This window comes from Streptosporangium sp. NPDC050148 (genome assembly GCF_055586505.1).
Window position 1 is genome coordinate 172,150 of the sequence record NZ_JBVJIA010000014.1, and the last position, 20,517, is coordinate 192,666.

Here is a 20,517-nt window from a genome sequence, read left to right on the forward strand (position 1 = left end):
CGTCAGCGGGCCGGCCCCAGCCGGTTTCGCGGAGCACACGGCCGTCGGCCTTCGCGCGTGGTTCGTCGGCTGTGCTCCTCTCGGCGGGGCGGGTGGTAGGTGGTGTGCAGCGGAGCACACACGAGGGGCCGAGCCGTTGTCAAGAACGCGAGGCGCGGCCGGGCGGATCGGGCGGGCCGGAACGCGGCCATCTGCGCCTCGACGCCCCGCTCATCGGCACGGACGGTGCCCGGTGATGAAAGTTTCAACATGATGTCACGCCGGACGAGAGGTGACCGAAAGTTTCGGAGTGCGGATCCCGCTTGTCCAGGCGCGGCCGTCCTGTCAGGGGGAAAAGGGCGTTTCGAAACTTTCTTTCGGGTATTGACAAGTTTCGGCAAGGTTTCCACACTGAGTCTCCGGAAGCGACCCCGCCGTCAGGTGGTGATCGGACAGGGCCGCGTCCGCGACGCCCCGGTGGTGTGCGTCCGCCCTACGGCGACGCGGCGTCGACCCCGCGGGGACCTTCGTCCCCTCTTCGTCACGGAGATATGGAGGCTCAGGTATGGGCGTAACCGCCATACCCTCGCCCGGAACCCGGCTGCGCCGGATCCTGGCCGCCGGTGCACTCGGCATACTCGGCGCCGCCGCGGTACTGGTGTCGGCGACGGTCCCCGCCGACGCCGCGGCGAGCACTCTCGGCGCCGCCGCGGCCCAGAGCGGCCGCTACTTCGGCACCGCGATCGCCGCGGGCAAGCTCGGCGACTCGGCGTACACGACCATCGCCAACCGTGAGTTCAACATGATCACGGCCGAGAACGAGATGAAGATCAACGCCACCGAGCCCAACCAGAACCAGTTCAACTTCAGCGCCGGCGACCGCGTCTACAACTGGGCCGTGCAGAACGGCAAGCGGGTCCGTGGCCACACCCTGGCCTGGCACTCCCAGCAGCCGGGCTGGATGGAGGCGATGTCGGGCGCCCCCCTGCGCCAGGCGATGATCAATCACATCAACGGCGTGATGAACCACTACAAGGGCAAGATCTACGCCTGGGACGTGGTCAACGAGGCCTTCTCCGACAGCGGGGGCGGCCGTCGCGACTCCAACCTGCAGCGCACCGGCAACGACTGGATCGAGGTCGCCTTCCGCACCGCGCGCGCCGCCGACCCGGCCGCCAAGCTCTGCTACAACGACTACAACATCGACAACTGGACCTGGGCCAAGACCCAGGCCGTCTACAACATGGTCCGCGACTTCAAGGCCCGCGGCGTCCCGATCGACTGCGTCGGCCTGCAGTCGCACTTCAACAACAACAGCCCCTACAACAGCAACTACCGCACCACCATCTCCAGCTTCGCCGCGCTCGGCGTCGACGTGCAGATCACCGAACTGGACATCGTGGGCGGCTCGGCGACCACCTACGCCAACGTGGTCAACGACTGCCTGGCCGTGCCGCGCTGCACCGGCATCACCGTCTGGGGCGTACGCGACAGCGACTCCTGGCTGGGCTCCGGCACCACCCCGCTGCTGTTCGACGGCAACGGCAACAAGAAGCCGGCCTACACCTCCGTCCTGAACGCCCTCAACGCGGCGGGACCCGGCCCCACACCCGGCCCCACCCCGACGGTCACCCCCACGGGTGGCACCGGTACCGGGCAGGTCAGGAACACAGCGTCCGGACGATGCCTGGACGTGCCCAACGCCTCCACCACCGACGGCACCCAGGTACAGATGTGGGACTGCCACACCAACCCCAACCAGCAGTGGACCGCCAACTCCGCACAGGAACTGCGGGTCTACGGCAACAAGTGCCTGGACGCCGGCGGTACCGCCAACGGCGCCAAGGTGCAGATCTACGGCTGCCACGGCGGTGACAACCAGAAGTGGCGGCTGAACTCCGACGGCACCGTCGTCGGTGTCCAGTCCGGATTGTGCCTGGACGCCGTGGGCGCCGGGACCGCCAACGGCACCCTGATCCAGCTGTACTCCTGCCACGGCGGCAACAACCAGAAGTGGACCTACAGCGGTACCTGATCCCCCAACGGCGTGAAGGACGACGGCCGGGGCGTGACCCCGGCCGTCATCTGTCGCGTGCAGGGTGGCAGGGATCCCTCGCCTCCGGCCCCCGAGGGGCGAGGACGTGGGAGCGTGCGGCAGGGCCGACGGATCAGGCCGGCCGGTTCCCGATCGGTGCGGTGCTCCCACGGACGATCAGCTCCGTGCCCACTTCCACGCGCGTCTGCGCAGGTTGCCTGCCGTCGGCCAGGGCGAGCAGCATGGTCGCCGCCGCGTTGCCCATCTCGGTCAGCGGCTGGCGGACCGTGGTGAGCGGTGGGAGGGTCCAGCGGACGGAGGGCATGTCGTCGAAGCCGATGACGCTCAGATCGTCGGGGATCCGCAGATTCAGCTCCGCGGCGGCCCAGTACGCGCCGATCGCCTGGCCGTCGTTGCTCGTGAAGATCGCGGTCGGCGGCTCGGGCAGGCCCATCAGCTCCTTGGTGCGCTTCAACCCGGAGACGATGTGGTAGTCGCCCGTACGGACGAGATCCGGGTCGACGGAGAGACCGGCCATCTCCAGCGCGGCGCGGTAGCCGTCCACGCGGGCCCTGCTGGAGACGGCGTTGGGGGGACCGGTGATCACGGCGATGCGGCGGTGCCCGAGTTCGAGCAGGTGCCGGGTGGCCACGAGCCCCCCGCTCCAGTTGGCGGCGCTCACCGACGGGACGCCGGACATGGGAAGGTCCAGCGGGTCGAGCATGACGAGGGGGATGTTGCGGGTCGCGAGCTGGTCGCGTTGTGAGTGCGTCAGGCTGGAGAACACCGTGATCACCCCGGTCGAACGGCGGCTCATCACCTCTTCGATCCAGGTACGGCCCGGCGTGTGGTCACCCTGGAAGTCGGAGATCACGACGGCCGCGTGGTTCCGCCTCGCCACCTGCTGGACGCCCTTGATGATCTCGACCGGGTAGTCGCCGGCGAGTTCGTGGAAGACCACCTCGATGAGGCGGGCCGGGCGGACGCGCTGGCGCTGGCGGCGGTAGCCGTGCTCGCGGATGAGGCCTTCGATGAGGGCGCGCGTCTCCGGCGCGACCTCGGTGCGCCCGTTGATGACCTTGCTGACCGTCGCCGTGGAGACGCCCGCCCGTTCGGCCAGCTCGGCCAGGGTCAGAGCCTGAGGCGACGACATCGGGTCGGAGAACCGCTCTTCAGGCCAGGTCATAGCGGGATTGTAACTATATGATCCACCCGCACCGGGCGGCGTTCGCCGGCCCGTGCCGGAGACCGGCAGGGGAGCGGTGAAAGGAGCCGGGGATCTGCAGGCGAAGAATGCCTGGTCATCGCCCGTGGCTCCTTATCGCTCATGTGAAACTTTCAACGCCGAGCTCGATTCCGGTCGTGGATACGTGGAAGGTCCGCGCGCGGTCCGGCCCGTGCGATGCCGCGATCGAGGACGGGGCCCGGTCGTGGGCGGGAGCGCGGTGCGGCCGTTCCCCACCGGCATCCGTGTGCCCTGCGTCCGGCGGCGCCGTACGGCGAGTGGCGGCGACCACGCGCGACGCGGTTCACCGAAGGGGCGAACGCGGTGCCCGCCGTGGACCCGCCATGACATGTCGTGAACCTGAAGGGACCTGACAGGACCTGACAGGGCCCTGACGTGGGCCTGACGTGGGCATGGTGTCGTGCCGGCCGCCGGGCCCGCGTCGTGGCCGCCTTCGCCGGCCCCGCGAGCGCCGGCGAGTGCGGCCGAGAACCCCGTTCTCACGGGGGAGGTGGTGGTGCGCCGGAGTAAACAGGAGGGCGCGAGGCCCCGTCAAGCGGCCGGTCGCGGTCCTTCCCGGACGGCCCGGTGACCGCGCGGCCGAACTGCGTCGCCGACCACCCCAGGGAGTAGCCCGGTGATGAATGTTTCACGGACGAGGTCATCCGGCCGGTCGACGTGCCGTCCCGCCGCATCCGGTGGCCGGAGAGAGGATGCGCCGCGGAGCGGGACGGCCGGGCAGACGCACCCGGGGGCCGAAATTTTCAGTCGGACCTTGACATGTTTCGGCAGTGTTTCCAGACTAGGCCCTGAAACGGTCCGGCCGTGCTCGGTGGTGGTGCACGAAGGCTCCGGCGGACCGCGACGCCCTCATGGTGTGCGTTCGACGACAGCGGCGCGGCGTCGCCCTGCGTGCACCCCTTCCTCCCACTTTCCCCCACTTCGGTCATGGAGGCTCAGACATGGGCACGAACGCCATACCCCCACCCCGGACCCGCCGGCCCCTCGGCGGTCTTCGCCGGGCCCTGGTCGCCGGTGCCCTCGGCACCCTCGTGCTCGGCACGCTCACGGCGGTGACCGGCCCGGTGGCGGCCGGCGCCGCTTCCGCGGGCACCGCCGGTACCGCCTCGGTCAGCGCCGCGGCGAGCACACTCGGCGCCGCCGCGGCCCAGAGCGGCCGCTACTTCGGCACCGCGATCTCGGCGGGCAAGCTCGGCGACTCGGCGTACACGACCATCGCCAACCGTGAGTTCAACATGGTCACGGCCGAGAACGAGATGAAGATCGACGCAACCGAGCCCGCGCGGGGCCAGTTCAACTTCACCGCCGCCGACCGCGTCTACAACTGGGCCGTGCAGAACGGCAAGCGGGTCCGCGGTCACACTCTGGCCTGGCACTCCCAGCAGCCCGCCTGGATGGAGGCGTTGTCGGGATCCGCGCTGCGCCAGGCGATGATCGACCACATCAACGGCGTGATGAACCACTACAAGGGCAAGATCTACGCCTGGGACGTGGTCAACGAGGCCTTCTCCGACAGCGGGGGCGGGCGTCGCGACTCCAACCTCCAGCGCACCGGCAACGACTGGATCGAGGTCGCCTTCCGCACCGCGCGCGCCGCCGACCCGGCCGCCAAGCTCTGCTACAACGACTACAACATCGACAACTGGACCTGGGCCAAGACCCAGGGCGTCTACAACATGGTCCGCGACTTCAAGGCCCGCGGCGTGCCGATCGACTGCGTGGGCCTGCAGGCGCACTTCAACAGCGGCAGCCCCTACAACAGCAACTTCCGCACCACCATCTCCAGCTTCGCCGCCCTGGGCGTCGACGTGCAGATCACCGAACTGGACATCCAGGGTGCCTCTCCCACGACCTACGCCAGCGTCACCAACGACTGCCTGGCCGTGCCGCGCTGCACCGGCATCACCGTCTGGGGCGTACGGGACCAGGACTCCTGGCGCTCGGGTGACACCCCGCTGCTGTTCAGCGGCAGCAACAAGAAGCCGGCCTACAACGCCGTGCTGGACGCCCTCAACGCCGCGGACCCGGACCCGGACCCCACCCCGACCCCGACCCCCACACCCACGCCCACCCCGACTCCGACCCCTGGTACGGGGGAGTGCTCGGCGACGATCGCGACGACCAACAGCTGGTCGGGCGGCTTCCAGTCGACCGTGACGGTCCGGGCGGGCAGCGCGCCGGTCAACGGGTGGACCGTGCGGTGGACCTGGCCCGGCGGGCAGAGCGTCAGCAGCCTGTGGAACGGCGAGGCGAGCGTGTCCGGCTCCACGGTGACGGTCCGTAACGCCCCCTACAACGCCACCATCGCGGCGGGCCAGTCGACCACCTTCGGCTTCACCGCCAACGGCACCGCGGCCACCCCGGCCGTGACCTGCAACAGCGCCACCGCGCGATGACCCCCGGCGCCGGGGCGGCCACGACCGCCGCCCCGGCGCCGTTCCGCCTGAAGGCGACCGGCCAGGCCGGGAACGGCCGTCACCGGAGCCGGCGCACCGTCAGGCGGCGCAGCGGCCGGGCCGGCGCCCAGGCGCACTCGGCCGGGCCGCGCCCGGCCGACAGGAGCAGGTGGACGCTCACCGCCGTCCTCGCTCGCGGCGCCGGTCCCGCCGGGGCGCGGGCCCGAGGTCGGCCGTCTTGTAGGTGACCAGGGGGATCGTGGCGGCCACGGGCGTGGCCAGGTCGTGGGCGACCAGGTCGGCGATCACCTGCTCGATGCGCTTGTAGGCCGTCGGCGCCTCCTCGAAGAGCAGCTGGCGGTCCCCGCACACCACCAGCGACCCCACCGGCGTGCGGCGCAGCTCCTCGACCGTGTGCTTGGCCCGGCCCCGGCGCAGGGCGTCCGCACGCGACATCTTGCGGCCCGCGCCGTGCGCGACGGAGTGCCCGGCGTCCGGCCCGGCGTGGGCGGCCACGAGGTAGGAGGGGGTGCCTCGCGTACCGGCGACGAGCACGTCGCACCCGTCGCCCGGCGCCGCCCCCTTGCGGTGCAGGTAGAGCCCGTCGCGGACCTCGACCAGGTTGTGGCACCGGTCGACGAGCGGCTCGGCGGGCTCGGCCCCCAGGGCGTGCGCGACCCGGGCGGCCAGCAGCCGCCGGTTGAGCGACCCCCAGCGGACGGCGTCGTCGTGCATCGCCAGGTAGGCGCCGGGGTCGGGGGCGGGGCCCGCGCCGTGGACCTCGGTGTGCGCCCGCAGGATCCGCTCGCCCAGCCCCCGGGAACCGCTGTGGACGACGAGGACCAGGTCGCCCTCGGCGAGTCCGAGACGGCTCGCGTGGCCCGGCTCGAAGACGGTCCCGATCCGGGCCAGCTCGACGAAGTGGTTGCCCCGGCCGACCGTCCCGAGGCCCTCGGCGTGACCGGCGGGGATGTCGCCCTTCACCACGGCCCAGGCCGGGTCGCCGGCGTCCCGCTCGGGGTCCAGCGCGCGATCGAGGTCGGGGAAGCGGGCGGCGAGCCTCTCGGGGACGGCGCGTTTCAGCCTGATGGGGAACACGGCGATGCCGCAGCCGATGTCGGAGCCCACCAGGAACGGGTACAGCACGGTGGAGGTCATGGCGGCCCCGATGGGGGCGCCCTTGCCGGGGTGCAGGTCCGGCATGGCGGCGACGTGCATCATGCCGTCGAGCGCGGCCACCTGGTGGCACTGCGCGAGGGCGTCGGACTCGATCCAGCTCGCGGGGGAGGCGAACACACTGACGGTGGCCGGACCCGGACCCGGACCCGGCTCCGGACCAGGGGCCGGACCCGGGGCCGCGGCGGGCGGCGGGGACTCCCGGGACTCCCGCCGGGAGGGCTGCTGGGAGGGCTGCTGGGACAAAAAGGCTCTCTTACCTTGGCGGGGGCATACGGGATGACGGCGTCGCGGAACGAGCCGGCGCCGTGACATGTCGGGATGACTGGGGGTGACAGGAGCGACAGGGGACCGTCCGTCAGAGCGTCATGGACACCACGTTCCCCGAGCCCGTTCCCCCGGGGCAAGCGGTTTTCGGCCGTACGGACACGTACGGGCCCGTATGTCCACCGGAGACCGTCGAACCGGGACCCCGCCGGATGCCCGCACGTGCACCGGCGGATCCGGCCTTCCGGTGGAGGCGATGCGGTACGAGCCGAGACGGCTCGCCGGCCCGGTCAGGTGAGGACCACCCTCTCACCACCGGTCGCCGAACCCGGCCCTACCGCGGTACCGGCTCGGTGAACGCCGCCCGTGCGGCATGCGGACGAGCCGGCCGTGGCGCGCTACCTCCCCGTGCCGGTCTGCGCGGGAGGTGTGGGCCAGCCCTTGCCGACGACGGTGAACCCGCCCCGCTCGACGGTGGCGAACGTCGCGGGAGCCGTACAGGGCTGCACCGTGCCGGTCGGTACCGACCAGTTCCAGCCGATCCGATCACGACCGCCGCCGGACCTGTCCGTCCCGCCGTCGTACACGCTGACCGCGACCCGGGTACCGACCGGGAACGAGGTGGAGGTGGTGATGACGGCGGTCACCGTCGCGACCGGGCCACCCGCCACGAGGCAGTCCACCTCCGCCTCGAATCCCCCGCCGTTGCCGTCGGCGAGGTAGTGGTCGACCTTGACGATGCCCTCGGCCTCCGTGAAGACGCCGCGTGCGGTGATGGTGAAGGTGATGTCGTCGTCGGCCGCCGGCTCGAAGTGGATCTTCGCCGTGCCGGACACGTGCCACCGGGGGTCCTTGCTCGTCGCGGGCGACGCGGCCGAGGCCGATGTACCGATCGTCGCGACCGTGGCCAGCGACAGGGCGACGGCGGTGACCCCTGCCCGGATCATTGCGGATCTCATGTCAACGGCTCCTTGAGGTGTGAGGGTGAGGCCTGCTCCGGCGATCCCGGAAAGGGTGCCGTGCCGCCATGCCTCAACCCTGCCGCCGGGCCCCGTCGGTTCCCATGTGCCGTTCGGCGGATCGACCCCCCGCACGCCGGGCCGAGCATCCCGGACGGGACATGGCCTACGGAGCCGGAATGTGCTATCACGCCGGTCCCGGGGTCACCCTGCGGGCGCTGCGCGCACCCGGCGCCTCCGGCGAGGACCGCACGAAACAGACGGTCGAAGACGCACGGGCGACGGGACGAAGTGCCCTGAACATGCCCCAAGAGGTGTAGGTGGCCGAGAAATCGCAGGTCAGTCCGTCGCAGCGCTAGTACATCGAGATGTGCGGATGGTCGAAGTGGTTGGCGGTGACGCCGCCGCGGTTGGACATGGCCCTCCAGCCGGAGCCGTGGTTGATGCGCTGGCGCCAGATCACGTACTTCACCCCGAGCCTGGCCTTGTTCTTGATGGCCCAGGCGGAGATCTCGTCACCGAGCCTGAGGTTGGCGGCCGTGGGCATCGTGCCGCCGGTGCTCATCATGAAGTCGCAGGCGCGGCCCAGCGGGTGCTCGCCGCCGTCGTTCGCGGCCCGGTAGCAGCCGACCGAGTACGGCAGGTCGAAGCGCCTCTTGATCGCCTCGCGCATGATCCGGGTCCGGTCGGTGATGTTGTCGGCGCCGGTGGGCAGCTGTGGGGCCCAGCTGCCGTCGGAGCGGCGGCCCGAACCGGTGGGGACCAGCTTGTCGAGCTTGTCCTTGATCTCCTCGATCAGGTCCTCGGCCTCCTCGCGCCGCTCCTGGACCTCCTTGGCCTCCTCGGCGATGTCGTCGGTGAGGCGGGCGGCGGTCTCGGCCGACCTCTTCCTGCGCTCCACGCTCTGGGCGAACCCCTGCAGGTGGGCGCTCTGCTCGGCGGTGAGCTGCTCCATCACCGCCGCGCCGCCGATGTCGTCGGCGAACAGCAGGGCGGGCAGGCCGCCGATGCTGCTCTGGTAGTGGAGCTGGACGATGGAGTCGACCTGCTTCTCGTTCTCGGCGTAGACCTCCTCGGCCCTGCGCAGGTTCTGCTTGGCCACGGCCTCGGCCTTCTCCGCCTTGTTGAGGGACTCGCGCTTGGCCGCGTAGGTCTCGATCAGCGCGTCGATCCTCTTGTTGAGCTTGACCAGGTCGGCGCGGAGCTCGGCCTCGGACGGTTTGGGGTCGGCGCTTCCCGCGGTGGGAGCGCCGAGGGTGAACGCGGCGATCGAGCCCACGCAGAGGACCAGAGCGGCATGGCGACGGAACGTGGGGGACGAGGCCGCCACGAACTCTCCTCTCCTTCCGCCTACCGGGTTAGCTGACGGGTTCGGGCTGGAGGATGCCCTTCCACCGAAGTGGTTTCACCCCAGGTGCGGTGGTTCCCCGGCTCCCGGGCGAGGCGCCTGGGATTAGGCATATCGGCTGCTACAGCCGATGTGGGAAGGATAGTAGTGGTAAACCCCAGGTCACGCGACCTCAAACGAGACCTATCGGTGATCAGCTCGTGACAATGGAGCGCAGTAGATGTGCTGTCTCCTCGGGCAGCACGTCGTTCACGAAGGCCCCCATGGCCGATTCCGATCCCGCGAGGTACTTCAGCTTGTTCGGCGCGCGGCGGATGCTGAACAGCTCCAGGTGCGCGTACGCCAGGTCCCGGCCGGTGTTGACCGGTGCCTGGTGCCAGGCCGCGATGTAGGGCATCGGCATGTCGAAGAGCCCGTCGAGACGGCGCAGCACGTCGGTGTAGAGCGGCCCGAACGCCGCCCGCTCGGCCGACTCCAGGCCGATCAGGTCGGGGACCCTCCGGTGCGGGTAGAGGTGGACCTCGACCGGCCAGCGCGCGGCGGCCGGGACGAACGCCGTCCAGTGCTCGTTGGAGGCCACCACCCGCACCCCGGCCTCCCGCTCGGAGGCGAGGACGTCGGCGAACAGGTCGCCCCCGGTGCGGTCCCGGTAGCGGCCGGCCGCCGCGAGGTTCAGCCTGGTGCGCGGGGTCACGTACGGGTAGGCGTAGATCTGCCCGTGCGGGTGGGCCAGGGTGATGCCGATCTCCGAGCCCCGGTTCTCGAAGCAGAACACCTGCTCCACCCCCGGCAGGGACGACAGCTCGGCCGTACGGTCGATCCAGGCCTCCATGACCAGCTCGACCTGCTCGGGCGACAGGCGGGAGAACGAGGAGTCGTGGTCGGAGGTGAAGCAGACCACCTCGCAGCGGCCGATCCCGGGCCGGACCTCGCTCAGCCCGCCCGGCTGCGGGTACTCGCCCGGCTGGGCCGAGAACGAGGGGAAGCGGTTCTCGAAGACCACCACGTCGTAGTCGGGGGAGGGGACCTCGGTGAGGTTGCCGGGACCGGACGGGCAGAGCGGGCACTCACTGGCCGGGGGCAGGAAGGTACGGCCCTGCCGGTGGCCGGCCACCGCGATCCACTCCTCGGTCAGCGGGTCGTAGCGCAGCTCGGAGGCGGCGGGCCGGGGCGGCAGGTCGCGCAGGTCGGCCGCACCCCTGTCCGCGTCGTCGCGCCGGTCGAAATAGAAAAGCTCCCGGCCGTCGGCCAGGTGGGTGGCGGTGCGTTTCATCGGGTGGCGGTCTCGCTCTCCTGCTGCGGTTCTGTGATGATCAGCTCGCCGACCGAGGCGGCGAGCTCCTCGCGTGCCTCGCCGGACAGGCCGGAGTCGGTGATCACGATGTGCGCCTGGGACAGCTCGGCGATCGTGCTGATGCCGACCGTTCCCCACTTGGTGTGGTCGGCGGTCACCACCAGGCGGCGGGCGGAGGCGACCAGTTCCCGGTCGGTCTCCGCCTCCAGCAGGTTGGGCGTGGTGAACCCGGCGCGGAGGCTCATCCCGTGCACGCCGAGGAAGAGGGTGTCGACGTGCAGGCCGCGGACCGCCGCGACCGCGACCGGGCCGACCAGCGCGTCGGAGGGGGTACGGACCCCGCCGGTCAGCACGACCGTGCGGTCGGCCCTGGGGGAGCGGTGGAAGACGTCGGCGATCCGGATCGAGTTGGTGATCACGGTCAACTCGGGCACGTCGACCACGTGGTGGGCGAGCGTCCAGGTCGTGGTGCCCGCGGAGAGCGCGATGGCGGTGGCGGGCCGGACGAGCCCGGCGGCGGTGCGGGCGATCGTCTCCTTCTCGGCCTGCTGGCGCACGGACTTGGCGGTGAAGCCCGGCTCCTCGGTCGAGCCCGGCCCGGCCACGGTGGCACCGCCGTGGACCTTCTCCACCAGCCCCCGCTCGGCGAGCACCTCCAGGTCGCGCCTGATCGTCATGTCGGAGACGCCGAGATCACGGACCAGGTCGGCGACCCTGACACCGCCGCTGCTGCGGACCCTCTCCAGGATCGCCTGCTGCCGCTGCTGGGCGAGCATCGTCACTCCCCTTAATTCACCAGATTCCACCAAATTACCACGCCGAGGGCCGAGAGGGGGTGTTGGAACATGGTGAACCGCCCGCTCACAACCGTTCGAGTTCCGCCTCGATGTTGGCCCGCGCCGCAGCCTCCGGCCCCTCGAGGCGGAAGATCGCCGGGAGGGCGAGCAGCGACCGCAGCACCGCGGCCCGCCCGGCCCTGAACGCCTCCTCGGGCACGAAGGCGTACTCCTCGCGCACGGCCGCGGTGTAGGCGGCGTAGACGTCCTCCGGCGCGCCCAGGATCGTCAGGTCGGCGTCGCAGAGCACGGCCCCGTCGGCGTCGTCCGGTGCGGGGTCGTGCGTGACGGTCAGCCTGACCAGCCGGGCGACCGTGGCCACCGCCTCGGGGGACAGGCCCGCCTCCGGCAGCGCGCGCTCGGCCAGCCGGGCGCTGCGCTCCTCGTTGTCGGCGTTGCGGGGGTCGTAGACGGCGTCGTGGAACCAGGCCGCCATCCGCACCAGGTCCGGGTGCTCGGCGTGACCGGCCAGGGCGTCGACCCCGGCCAGGACCGCCTCCAGGTGGGCGGTCGTGTGGTACCTGCGGTGCGGCTCGTCGTAGCGGGCGATCAGTTCGCGGCCGAGCCGTTCGGCCCCGGGGCCGGCCAGGGACCGCCAGCGGGTCATCAGCTTCTCGCTCATGCCAGGGAGCCTAGAGGCGGCCGGACCGGGACCCCGGCCCGGACGGGTCAGGCCTCACGGCCCCAGGAGGCCAGCAGCCGCGCCTGGGCGTCCTCGGCGGGCGACCGGGACTCCCCGGGGGCCGTCTCCTGCTCCCGGCCGGGCTCGGCGGCGGCGAACCAGGCGGCACAGGCCTCGACCAGCTCCGGGTCGAGCCGTTCGTCGGCGCCGATGGCGCGGGCCAGGTCCCAGGTGTGGATGAGGGCGTCGGCGAACAGCTCGGTGACGTACTCGCGGCCGGGCACGTCGCCGAACGGCAGGCGCACGAAGCCCTCCAGGGCACCGTGGGCGGTCACCGCCTGGACGGCGGCCACGGCCGAGGTGTCGAACGCCTTGATGGGGTCGTCGCCGAGCAGGTCCCCGTCGAAGGCGTCGCCGACCTCGGCGGAGGTCCGCCCGGCCAGCAGCTCCGGAGCCCACAGGCTCTCACCGACCACGTGGTTGACCAGCGCCCGCACGTCCCAGTCGACGCAGGGCGTGGGGGTCTCCCACTGGTCGGGAGCGATCCGGTGGACGAGCGCGCCGAAGGCGTCCAGCGCGCGACCGTAGGCCTCCGGTACGTCGATGGTCATCATGCCTCCCGATGTCCTCCCGGACGCGCCGTGCCCTTCCCCTGACCGTAACCTCTGGACCGCCAGTAGTCATCCGCGTCAACGGGCATGACCGGCACGACCCCGGTGACGGGCCGGGGCCGTGGCCGCCGGTACGCGTCGGCGAGCACCGGTGAGCACCGGTGAGCACCGGACGGCTCCCGGGGTGACCGCGAGTCACTCACGGTCACCCGGGGTCACCGGTGGGCCCGTCCCCGGACGCCACGGCACCCGGCCGGGAGCGTCCCGGCCGGGACCGCTTCAAACTCCCGAGTCCTGGGGCTCCCTGGAGCCCCAGGGGTTCCGCGCGGACGGGTCAGGGCAGCCGCTGCTCGATCCAGACGATCTTGCCCTTCGCGGTGAGGCGGGAGCCCCAGCGGTGCGCGAGCCAGTTGATCAGGTGCAGGCCGCGCCCGGTGTCGCTGGTGGTGGACGCCTCCCGCATCACCGGTACGGACGAGGAGGTGTCGGACACCTCGCAGACCAGGGTGGGCCCGCGCAGCAGCCGCAGCTCGACCTCGCCCTGACCGTGCTCGACCGCGTTGGCCACCAGCTCGCTGACCATGAGCTCGGTGTTGTCGCAGAGCGAGGAGAGCCCCCAGTCCTCCAGCGTGGTCCGCACGAAGCGCCGGGCCTGCGAGGCCGAGCGCCGGTCGGCCGGCATCGACACCTCGACGAACTCCTTCTCGGTCAGCTCCGAGACCCTGGCCAGCAGCAGCGCGATGTCGTCGCGCTCGTGCCCCGGCCGCTGGGCGCTGATCGTGAGGTTGCAGACCTCTTCCAGGTCGTGGTTCTGGCTGGCCAGCAGGCCGCGCAGGGCGCCGATGCCCTCCTCGATGTCCCGGTCGCGGCTCTCCACCAGGCCGTCGGTGTAGAAGGCGAGCACCGTGCCGTCGGGGAGCGTGAACTCCCGCATCTCGGCCGGCTCGTTGCCGATGCCCAGGGGGAGACCCGGGGGCAGCTCCAGCAGCTCGGTCTCGCCGCCGGGCCGCACCAGGATCGGCGGGACGTGCCCGGCGCAGGCCATGGCGCAGCGGCGGGTGACCGGGTCGTAGGTGGCGTACACGCAGGTGGCGATCTGGCTGGCGTCCAGGTCCTGGCTCATCAGGTTGAGCCGGAACAGCACGTCGGCCGGGCTCAGGTCCAGGCTGGCCAGGGTACGCGCGGCCGTGCGGAGCTGGCCCATGGTGGCCGCGGCCCTGATGCCGTGCCCCATCACGTCGCCGACGACCAGGGCGACCCGGCAGCCGGGCAGCGGGATCACGTCGTACCAGTCGCCGCCCACGCCGACCAGGTCGCTGGCGGGCAGGTAGCGCGAGGCGATCGTCAGGCCCAGCGGCTGGGAGAGGTCGACCGGCAGCAGGCTGCTCTGCAGGGTCAGCGCGGTACGCCGCTCCCGGTTGTAGAGCCTGGCGTTGTCGAGGCAGACCGCGGTCCTGGCCGCGAGCTCCTCGGCCAGGTTCACGTCCTGCTCGTCGAAGGGCTGGCTGGTGGGCCGCCGCGTGAAGATCACGAAGCCCAGCACCCGGCCGCGCGCCTTCAGCGGGACCACCAGGAAGGAGCTGTCCTCCAGCACCTTGGAGACCGAGTCGCGCTTCCAGAACCGCCCGATCTCCTCGGCCGTCCGGCGTCCCAGCCGGGGGTAGAGGATCGGGTTGCCGGTGGCCATGCACCGGGCGTACGGCGTCCACGCCTCGTAGACGGCGACCTCGTCCACCGGGAACGCCTTGGCGTACTCGTCGGGGGAGGGGTCGGCCACGCCGACCGCGATCCGGCGCACCAGCGCCGAGCCGTCGGTGCTCTGCTGCGGGAACTCCCCCTCGGTCACCAGCCGGTCCTGGACGAGGATGCCGGCCGCGTCCGCGAAGCGCGGCACGGCGACGTCCATCAGCTCCCTGCCGGTCTCGAACATGTCCAGCGTGCTGCCGATCCGCTTGCTGGCGGCGTTGAGCAGCGAGAGCTGCTCGTGCATGGACGCGGGGCTGCCCATCCTGAAGCCTGGCGTAGCGGGATCCTTGGTGACGAAACGGGACTTCACTCGCTCCACCGGGGTGCGGGAACCGGCGTCCACCAGGTGGCCAGTTCGAGGTCTTCTGCGATGGCGTTGGCGCCGTTGTACCCGGGGGCCGCGGAGACCGAACCGCCCGGGTGACTGCTGGCGCCGCACAGGTAGAGGCCGTCGACGGGGGTGCGGTAGCGCCCCATCTCCGGGACCGGGCGGTTGCCGCCCAGCTGGGAGGGCTCGTAGGCGCCCACGTGGTGGCTGCCGCGCACCATGTTGACGCAGTGCCGCTCGATGTCGAGGGGGGAGAACACCCGGCTGCCCAGCACGGCGCCCCGGGCGAGGTTGGGGGCGTACTCGGCCCACTCGGCCAGCAGCCGTTCCCCGACCTCCTCCCGCCGCGCGTCCCAGTTCGCCGGGTCGCCGTCGAGGTCGTAGGGGGCCCATGGCCACCAGAACGCCACGTGCCTGCCGTCCGGCGCGTACGAGGGGTCGAACAACGAGGGGCAGGCGCCGTTGCCGGCCAGCCGGTCGGGGAGCCGGCCCTCGTGGATCCGGTCGAACGTGCGGCCCAGCTGCTCGCTGTCGTCGGCGCCCAGCACGACGAGGAACGCCCGGTCCACGTCGGGCTCGAACTCGGCGGCCCGGTAGCGCGGCGCCTCCTCCAGCGCCAGGTGCAGGGTGACCAGGCTGTGTCCGGCCCACCGGTACCCCTCGATCTTGGAGACGATCTCCTCGCCGAAGTTCTCCGGCCCGGCCAGCCGCACGGTCTGCGGGGCGTCCACCGCGCTGGCCACGAACCGGCGGGCGCTCAGGACGTCGCCGCCCGCCAGCCGCACCCCGGTGGCCCGCCCGTCGTCGACGAGGATCCGCTCGACGTGCGAGCCGGTCAGCACGGTGCCGCCGTGCTCCTCGATGACGGCCCGCAGCGCGCTCGCCACGTTCGCCGCACCGCCCACCGGTACGCCCAGCCGGGCGATGCGCGACAGCAGCCGGGGGAAGAAGCCGCCGGTGCCTGGCACGTTCTCGATGGAGATGGCGTGCAGGAAGGACTTGAACAGCACCCTGACCTGGTCGCTCTCGAAGTTCCTGTCGACGGCCTCGTACAGCGACAGCGGCATGTAGCTCAGCAGGTCGCGGCCGAGGTCGCCGCCGAGCCGTTCGGCGAGCACCGGCGGCGGGAGCGGGGCCGAGTACAGGAAGCCGTTCATCAGGCCCCTGGCCGCCTCGGCGTAGCGCTCGTACAGCTCCAGCCAGCGGTCGGCGTCGGCCTTGGAGAACCGGGCGAAGGACTCGGCGGTGCGCTTCGGATCGGTGTAGACCGTGATCGCCCGCCCGTCCCGGAAGATCGTGGCGTGCTGGGTCTCCGGGTAGACGTAGCGCAGGCCGTGGCGCCGGAGCTCCAGGTCGGCGGGAACGGGCCCCTCCTCCAGGAAGTGGTAGCTGCTGTGGGTGTTGTGCCGGAAGCCGGGGAGCGTGAGCTCCTGGGTGCTGCAACCGCCGCCCGCGACGTCGTTGCGCTCGACGACCGCGACCGACAACCCCGCCTTCGCGAGGTAGGCGGCACACGTGAGGCCGTTATGGCCCCCGCCTACGATGACGCCGTCGAACTCCGACACGTTCCCTCCAGGGCGCTTTGACTGCTGGTATGGAGGATTGTAAAGAATGATCTACTGCGATCCTCGTGTTTAACAGAGATCGGTTGATATTTCCACACAGGATAGGACTTTAGGGGTGGGTCGGGGTTGATGGAGATATGACGGAAAAGAACGGTGTGAGTACAGGGTCGGTTCCGCTCCGCTACGGCGTAGGACGGGCAGTCAGAGCCGTGTCGATCCGCTCCTGCGGGAGCGGGACGTCCTCCATCTGCCCCGACAGGTAACCGTCGTAGGCGCTCAGGCCGGAGTGCCCGTGCCCGCAGAGCGCGGTCAGCAGGGCCTTCCCTCTTCATCGGCGGGGTCAGCCCGGCGGCGTCGCCGAAGTCGTGGGCGTGGGAGCCCCGGGTGAGCGACGGGCAGGCCTCCGGCTCCACCGCCCGGATCACCGGGCTCATCCGCCCGGCCGGCCTCGGTCATCGGGCGCCGGTGGTACCGGACCCCTGTGATCGTGGACGAGGGCCGGACGGGCCGGCCGAGGGGCCGGGGACGCGGGCGGCTAGCGGTCCATGATCACTATCAGGTCGGTGGCGGAGGGATAGGCCCTGGTCGTCCCGATGATCTGCAGGATCCGTTTGAGCGTCCCGTGGACGAAGGCCACCCGCAGCCACCCGTCCATCGTGGCGGCGTGATGGTGACATTCCAGCAGGGCCCACACGCCGACCGAGTCGCAGAAGGTCAGCTCGGCGACGTCCGCGATGAGACGGGTACGGCCCCGGTCGACCAGCCGTTCGACCGTCCGGCGCAGCCGATCGGCCGAAAGACGATCGAGCTCGCCGACCAGTGTGATCACCGAGCAGGTGTCGTGATCGGTGACCGTGATCGACAGTGGGGTCATGCAGGCTCCTGTATCGGCCTCGAGGCGCGGGCGGTGAACGCCGGGGGGACTGCACGGGTGGGCGACGAGGGCGGGCCGGACGTGGGCCGGGCCCGCCGTGGGGCACACCTGGCGGTGTGGCCCGCGACCGGACGGCTAGGCAGGGCCGCTGGCGGCCAGGGAGAGGTCCGGCAGGCCGGTCACGTCGCGTACGGCCTGGTCGACGGTGGCGTACACCCTGATCGCGGGGGCGGGACGGTCCGACTCCGGGTCGCGCATCAGCGTGATCAGCCGCCGTAGCGCGGGCGCGGGCTCGGCGACGACCAGGGAGCCGCCCGTGGCGCTCATGATCGTGTGCACGCTCATCAGCACCCGCAGACCGCACACGTCGCAGAAACGCAGCCGATCGGCGGCCACGATGACATGGCGGACGCCCTGGCCGGGCAGAGGGAGCAGGACCGCGTCCAGCAGGACGGCGCTGTTGAGGTCGAGTTCACCCTGAAGGGCGACCACCGCGGCATCCTGGCGCGTGGTGACCAAGCGCACCGACAGCTTCATCGAGAACCCCTCTCGCCACAGTACGAGCCGCCGGTGATCCGGTGGCGACGGGGGAGGCCGAGACGGGGATCGATGATCAAGGGCATTAGGCGTTCACCTTCATGGGCATGACGAGAAGGTGGCCGCGTCTCTGGACCGGTAACCACCTTACCCCACCCGTGGCCGAGCGTCAGGTGGGGTGTGGGAGCCCGGAAGGGGCACTCAGGGCCTCCCGTATCCGTCGTCCAGACGCCTCATTCGCCGCCCGGAGCGCGGGTCGCGGGTCACCGGGCACGGTCCGGTGCGCCGGCGCATCCGGGTTCGGGTCCGTCGAGTCGTGAACACCCTGGAGTGGGATGAAATACGCGGTGACACCGGGTGAAGTGTTGGCCGGAACACGAAGAGAAAAAGAAAATCGATGGCACCCGGATGACGCGGAAGACCGATGTGGACGCGTGAAATCCAAAAGGCCAGATCAGTCATATGGCGACTGACCTGGCCCCTTGCCATTCGGAGCGGACGACGGGAATCGAACCCGCGTAGCCAGTTTGGAAGACTGGGGCTCTACCATTGAGCTACGTCCGCGCGAGCCGGCGTCGGTCTGGTCTAGACTTCATCCGTTCGTCAGGGCGTAATCGTACCGGAGATCCGGAGCGTGCGCGCACTCGACCTACTCGGGGTGTGGCGCAGTTTGGTAGCGCACCTGCTTTGGGAGCAGGGGGCCGCAGGTTCAAATCCTGTCACCCCGACGTATGCCGGGCACCGGTCTCACCGGTGCCCGGCTCTCGTCTTTCCGGACACGTCCGGATCGCCCATGAGGAGCGTCCGGGGTCGTCCGAGGCCGCGCGAGGCGTCCGGGTCCAGGCCGGGGAGTCCGGGGTCGGGCGAGGGCGTCCGGGCACGTGCGCGGGTGCGGGCCGGAAGGCCGTTCTCGGGGGAGTGCGGGTGTCCGCCCGGGACGTGCCGTGCGGGTCTCGTACGGGATCCGCGTCGCACGCGGGCGCGGCCGGGGCTGTGGCGAACGGGTCAGGGACGGGCGCTGAAGAAGGCCCAGACGGCCTTGCCGCCGCGGTTGAGGTGGTCCCAGCCCCAGCTCTGGCTGTAGGTCTCCACGATGTAGAGTCCCCGGCCGTTCTCCGAGATGAAGTCGGGCTCCTTGGGGGTGGGGACCTCGTCGCTCGGGTCGGTCACCGCCAGCAGCACGTGGGGCGAGAGGCGGAGCAGCACCAGGGTGATCGGTGTGGCCTCGGACTGACCGTTCGGGCACAGCGCGTAACGGACCGCGTTGGTGACGAGTTCCGAAACCACTAGCGCTGCGTCATCACTGAGTTCCTCCAGCCCCCAGTCGTGCAGGGTGGAGCGGGTCACGTCCCGTGCCGTCTTCACCGAGTCGGCCTGCCGTGGCAGCGGGCACGCGGTGGCGCCGGAGTGATTGGCCACGAGCAGCTCGTCGAAGCCGACCTCGCGGGTCGCCTGCAGGTAGTCGGCAGCCGATTTTGGCTCCTCCACCATCCTGCCGGTACCTCCCGCTGTCATCGTGAGTCTCCGTACCACTTGAGAGTTTTCAGGGGTTGTGCACCATAAGCCCAATATGCACTAGGCCATCATGGGTCACCGGCAGGTCCGCTGCAAGACCCAAATGCACGTGCAGTTGCAATGTGCAGCCGCATGAGCGGTTTGGTCGCCGACTTGGCGAATTAGGCAGGGTGTTGAGACCTTGTCATCGCGGCCGGAAGTAGTGACACTGTGTGCGCTGGCCCAAGTACAGAGGGAGGCGAAGTGACGCAGGTTCAACCGGGATCAGGTCCCACAGCTCTGCGTATCCTCTTGGGCTCCCAGCTGCGTCGCCTGCGTGAGGCCAAGGGGCTCTCGCGCGAGGAGGCGGGCCATCTGATCCGCGGTTCCGAATCCAAGATCAGCAGGATGGAGCTGGGCCGGGTCGGCCTCAGGGAACGGGACGTGGCCGATCTGCTCACCTTTTACGGGGTCGAGGACGAACACGCCCGATCCGCGGTGATGGACCTGCTGCTGAGGGCCAACGAGCCCGGCTGGTGGCACCGGTTCAACGACCTGCTCCCCTCCTGGTTCCAGACCTACGTGGGCCTGGAGGAGGCCGCCTCCAGGATCCGCACCTACGAGGTGCAGTTCGTCCCGGGTCTGCTGCAGACCAAGGAGTACGCCCGCGCGGTGATCACCGCGGGCAGCGCCGGCGTCTCGCCCGAGGAGATCGCCCGCCGCGTGGACCTGAGACTGGAGCGCCAGCAGGTGCTCGAACGGCCCGGCGGGCCGTTCTTCTGGGCCGTCATCGACGAGGCCGCCCTGCGGCGCCCCATCGGCGGCGCGGACGTCATGCGGGCCCAGCTGGAGCACCTGCTCGAACTGATGCGCAAGCCCAACATCACGATCCAGGTGATGCCCTTCAGCTTCGGCGGCCACAGCGCCGAGGGCGGCGCCTTCAGCATCCTGCGCTTCAACGACAGCGAACTGCCGGACGTCGTCTACGTCGAGCAGCTGGCCAGTGCCCTCTACCTGGACAAACGCGAGGACGTCGACCGCTACAGCGAGGTCATGGAACGCCTGTGCGCGGTCAGCACCACCCCCGGCGAGACCAACGACATCCTGCGGCGGATCATCAAGGAGGACTGAGCGGCCATCGGTCGCTCCCCGGTGCCGCTCTGCCCTAGACTGGCCAGCGGCGCTGAACACCCGCCGCAGTGGA

General features: G+C 70.8%; 16 protein-coding genes, 2 tRNA genes and 1 riboswitch. Of the genes, 4 read left to right on the plus strand and 14 right to left on the minus strand.

Annotated features, from left to right (window positions below; all coding sequences use genetic code 11):
• Positions 1-544: 544 nt before the first annotated feature.
• Complete coding sequence (locus ACZ6RT_RS18195; protein WP_470154808.1) at positions 545-2,014, plus strand: endo-1,4-beta-xylanase; 1,470 nt, start codon at positions 545-547, stop codon at positions 2,012-2,014.
• 133 nt (positions 2,015-2,147) lie between these two features.
• Here the strand turns inward: ACZ6RT_RS18195 and ACZ6RT_RS18200 are convergent, their stop codons facing one another.
• Positions 2,148-3,200 (minus strand): LacI family DNA-binding transcriptional regulator, encoded by a 1,053-nt coding sequence (locus ACZ6RT_RS18200; protein ID WP_399197113.1) that lies wholly within the window; start codon positions 3,198-3,200, stop codon positions 2,148-2,150.
• 1,001 nt (positions 3,201-4,201) lie between these two features.
• On the opposite strand from ACZ6RT_RS18200, the gene ACZ6RT_RS18205 reads away from it, so the two are divergent.
• On the plus strand, positions 4,202-5,656 hold the full coding sequence (locus ACZ6RT_RS18205; protein WP_470154811.1) for a glycoside hydrolase family 10 protein: 1,455 nt from the start codon (positions 4,202-4,204) through the stop codon (positions 5,654-5,656).
• 177 nt (positions 5,657-5,833) lie between these two features.
• Here the strand turns inward: ACZ6RT_RS18205 and ACZ6RT_RS18210 are convergent, their stop codons facing one another.
• The 12 genes from ACZ6RT_RS18210 to ACZ6RT_RS18265 form a co-directional block, all read right to left on the minus strand.
• Positions 5,834-6,952, minus strand: coding sequence for an RNA ligase RtcB family protein (locus ACZ6RT_RS18210; RefSeq protein ID WP_470154813.1), 1,119 nt, complete (start codon positions 6,950-6,952; stop codon positions 5,834-5,836).
• Positions 6,953-7,497: 545 nt separating this feature from the next.
• Positions 7,498-8,058, minus strand: coding sequence for a hypothetical protein (locus tag ACZ6RT_RS18215; RefSeq protein WP_470154815.1), 561 nt, complete (start codon positions 8,056-8,058; stop codon positions 7,498-7,500).
• A gap of 355 nt (positions 8,059-8,413) precedes the next feature.
• A complete protein-coding gene (locus ACZ6RT_RS18220; protein WP_470154816.1) occupies positions 8,414-9,388 on the minus strand; it encodes a coiled-coil domain-containing protein in 975 nt (324 codons plus the stop codon).
• Between the two features lie 3 nt (positions 9,389-9,391).
• Positions 9,392-9,528: riboswitch (cyclic di-AMP (ydaO/yuaA leader) on the minus strand.
• Positions 9,529-9,599: 71 nt separating this feature from the next.
• Positions 9,600-10,679 (minus strand): galactose-1-phosphate uridylyltransferase, encoded by a 1,080-nt coding sequence (gene galT / locus ACZ6RT_RS18225; RefSeq protein ID WP_399197118.1) that lies wholly within the window; start codon positions 10,677-10,679, stop codon positions 9,600-9,602.
• Positions 10,676-11,476 carry a DeoR/GlpR family DNA-binding transcription regulator gene (locus tag ACZ6RT_RS18230; RefSeq protein WP_470154818.1) on the minus strand — a complete coding sequence of 267 codons (801 nt, stop codon included), beginning with the start codon at positions 11,474-11,476 and terminating at the stop codon, positions 10,676-10,678. The genes galT and ACZ6RT_RS18230 overlap by 4 nt, the downstream gene beginning before the upstream one ends.
• Positions 11,477-11,561: 85 nt before the next feature.
• Positions 11,562-12,158: an HD domain-containing protein gene (locus tag ACZ6RT_RS18235; protein ID WP_470154820.1), complete on the minus strand. Its 597-nt coding sequence runs from the start codon at positions 12,156-12,158 to the stop codon at positions 11,562-11,564.
• Positions 12,159-12,205: 47 nt separating this feature from the next.
• Positions 12,206-12,772 carry a TIGR03086 family metal-binding protein gene (locus tag ACZ6RT_RS18240; protein WP_470154822.1) on the minus strand — a complete coding sequence of 189 codons (567 nt, stop codon included), beginning with the start codon at positions 12,770-12,772 and terminating at the stop codon, positions 12,206-12,208.
• Between the two features lie 331 nt (positions 12,773-13,103).
• Entirely contained in the window at positions 13,104-14,777 is a 1,674-nt protein-coding gene (locus tag ACZ6RT_RS18245; RefSeq protein WP_399197121.1) for an ATP-binding SpoIIE family protein phosphatase, read from the minus strand.
• Positions 14,778-14,821: 44 nt separating this feature from the next.
• A complete protein-coding gene (locus tag ACZ6RT_RS18250; protein WP_470154824.1) occupies positions 14,822-16,408 on the minus strand; it encodes a phytoene desaturase family protein in 1,587 nt (528 codons plus the stop codon).
• A gap of 535 nt (positions 16,409-16,943) precedes the next feature.
• Positions 16,944-17,282 carry an STAS domain-containing protein gene (locus ACZ6RT_RS18255; RefSeq protein WP_399197123.1) on the minus strand — a complete coding sequence of 113 codons (339 nt, stop codon included), beginning with the start codon at positions 17,280-17,282 and terminating at the stop codon, positions 16,944-16,946.
• Between the two features lie 135 nt (positions 17,283-17,417).
• The gene (locus ACZ6RT_RS18260; RefSeq protein ID WP_399197124.1) at positions 17,418-17,819 is read right to left on the minus strand and encodes an STAS domain-containing protein; all 402 of its coding nucleotides are present in this window, start codon (positions 17,817-17,819) and stop codon (positions 17,418-17,420) included.
• Positions 17,820-18,312: 493 nt separating this feature from the next.
• Positions 18,313-18,383: transfer RNA gene (locus tag ACZ6RT_RS18265), tRNA-Gly, on the minus strand.
• Between the two features lie 90 nt (positions 18,384-18,473).
• On the opposite strand from ACZ6RT_RS18265, the gene ACZ6RT_RS18270 reads away from it, so the two are divergent.
• Positions 18,474-18,547 (plus strand) — tRNA-Pro (locus tag ACZ6RT_RS18270).
• 277 nt (positions 18,548-18,824) lie between these two features.
• On the opposite strand, the gene ACZ6RT_RS18275 is transcribed toward ACZ6RT_RS18270, so the two are convergent.
• Positions 18,825-19,334: an ATP-binding protein gene (locus tag ACZ6RT_RS18275; protein ID WP_399197125.1), complete on the minus strand. Its 510-nt coding sequence runs from the start codon at positions 19,332-19,334 to the stop codon at positions 18,825-18,827.
• Positions 19,335-19,577: 243 nt separating this feature from the next.
• Here ACZ6RT_RS18275 and ACZ6RT_RS18280 point away from each other — a divergent pair, with 243 nt between their 5' ends.
• Positions 19,578-20,444 carry a helix-turn-helix domain-containing protein gene (locus tag ACZ6RT_RS18280; protein WP_470154826.1) on the plus strand — a complete coding sequence of 289 codons (867 nt, stop codon included), beginning with the start codon at positions 19,578-19,580 and terminating at the stop codon, positions 20,442-20,444.
• The last annotated feature ends 73 nt before the right edge of the window (positions 20,445-20,517 follow it).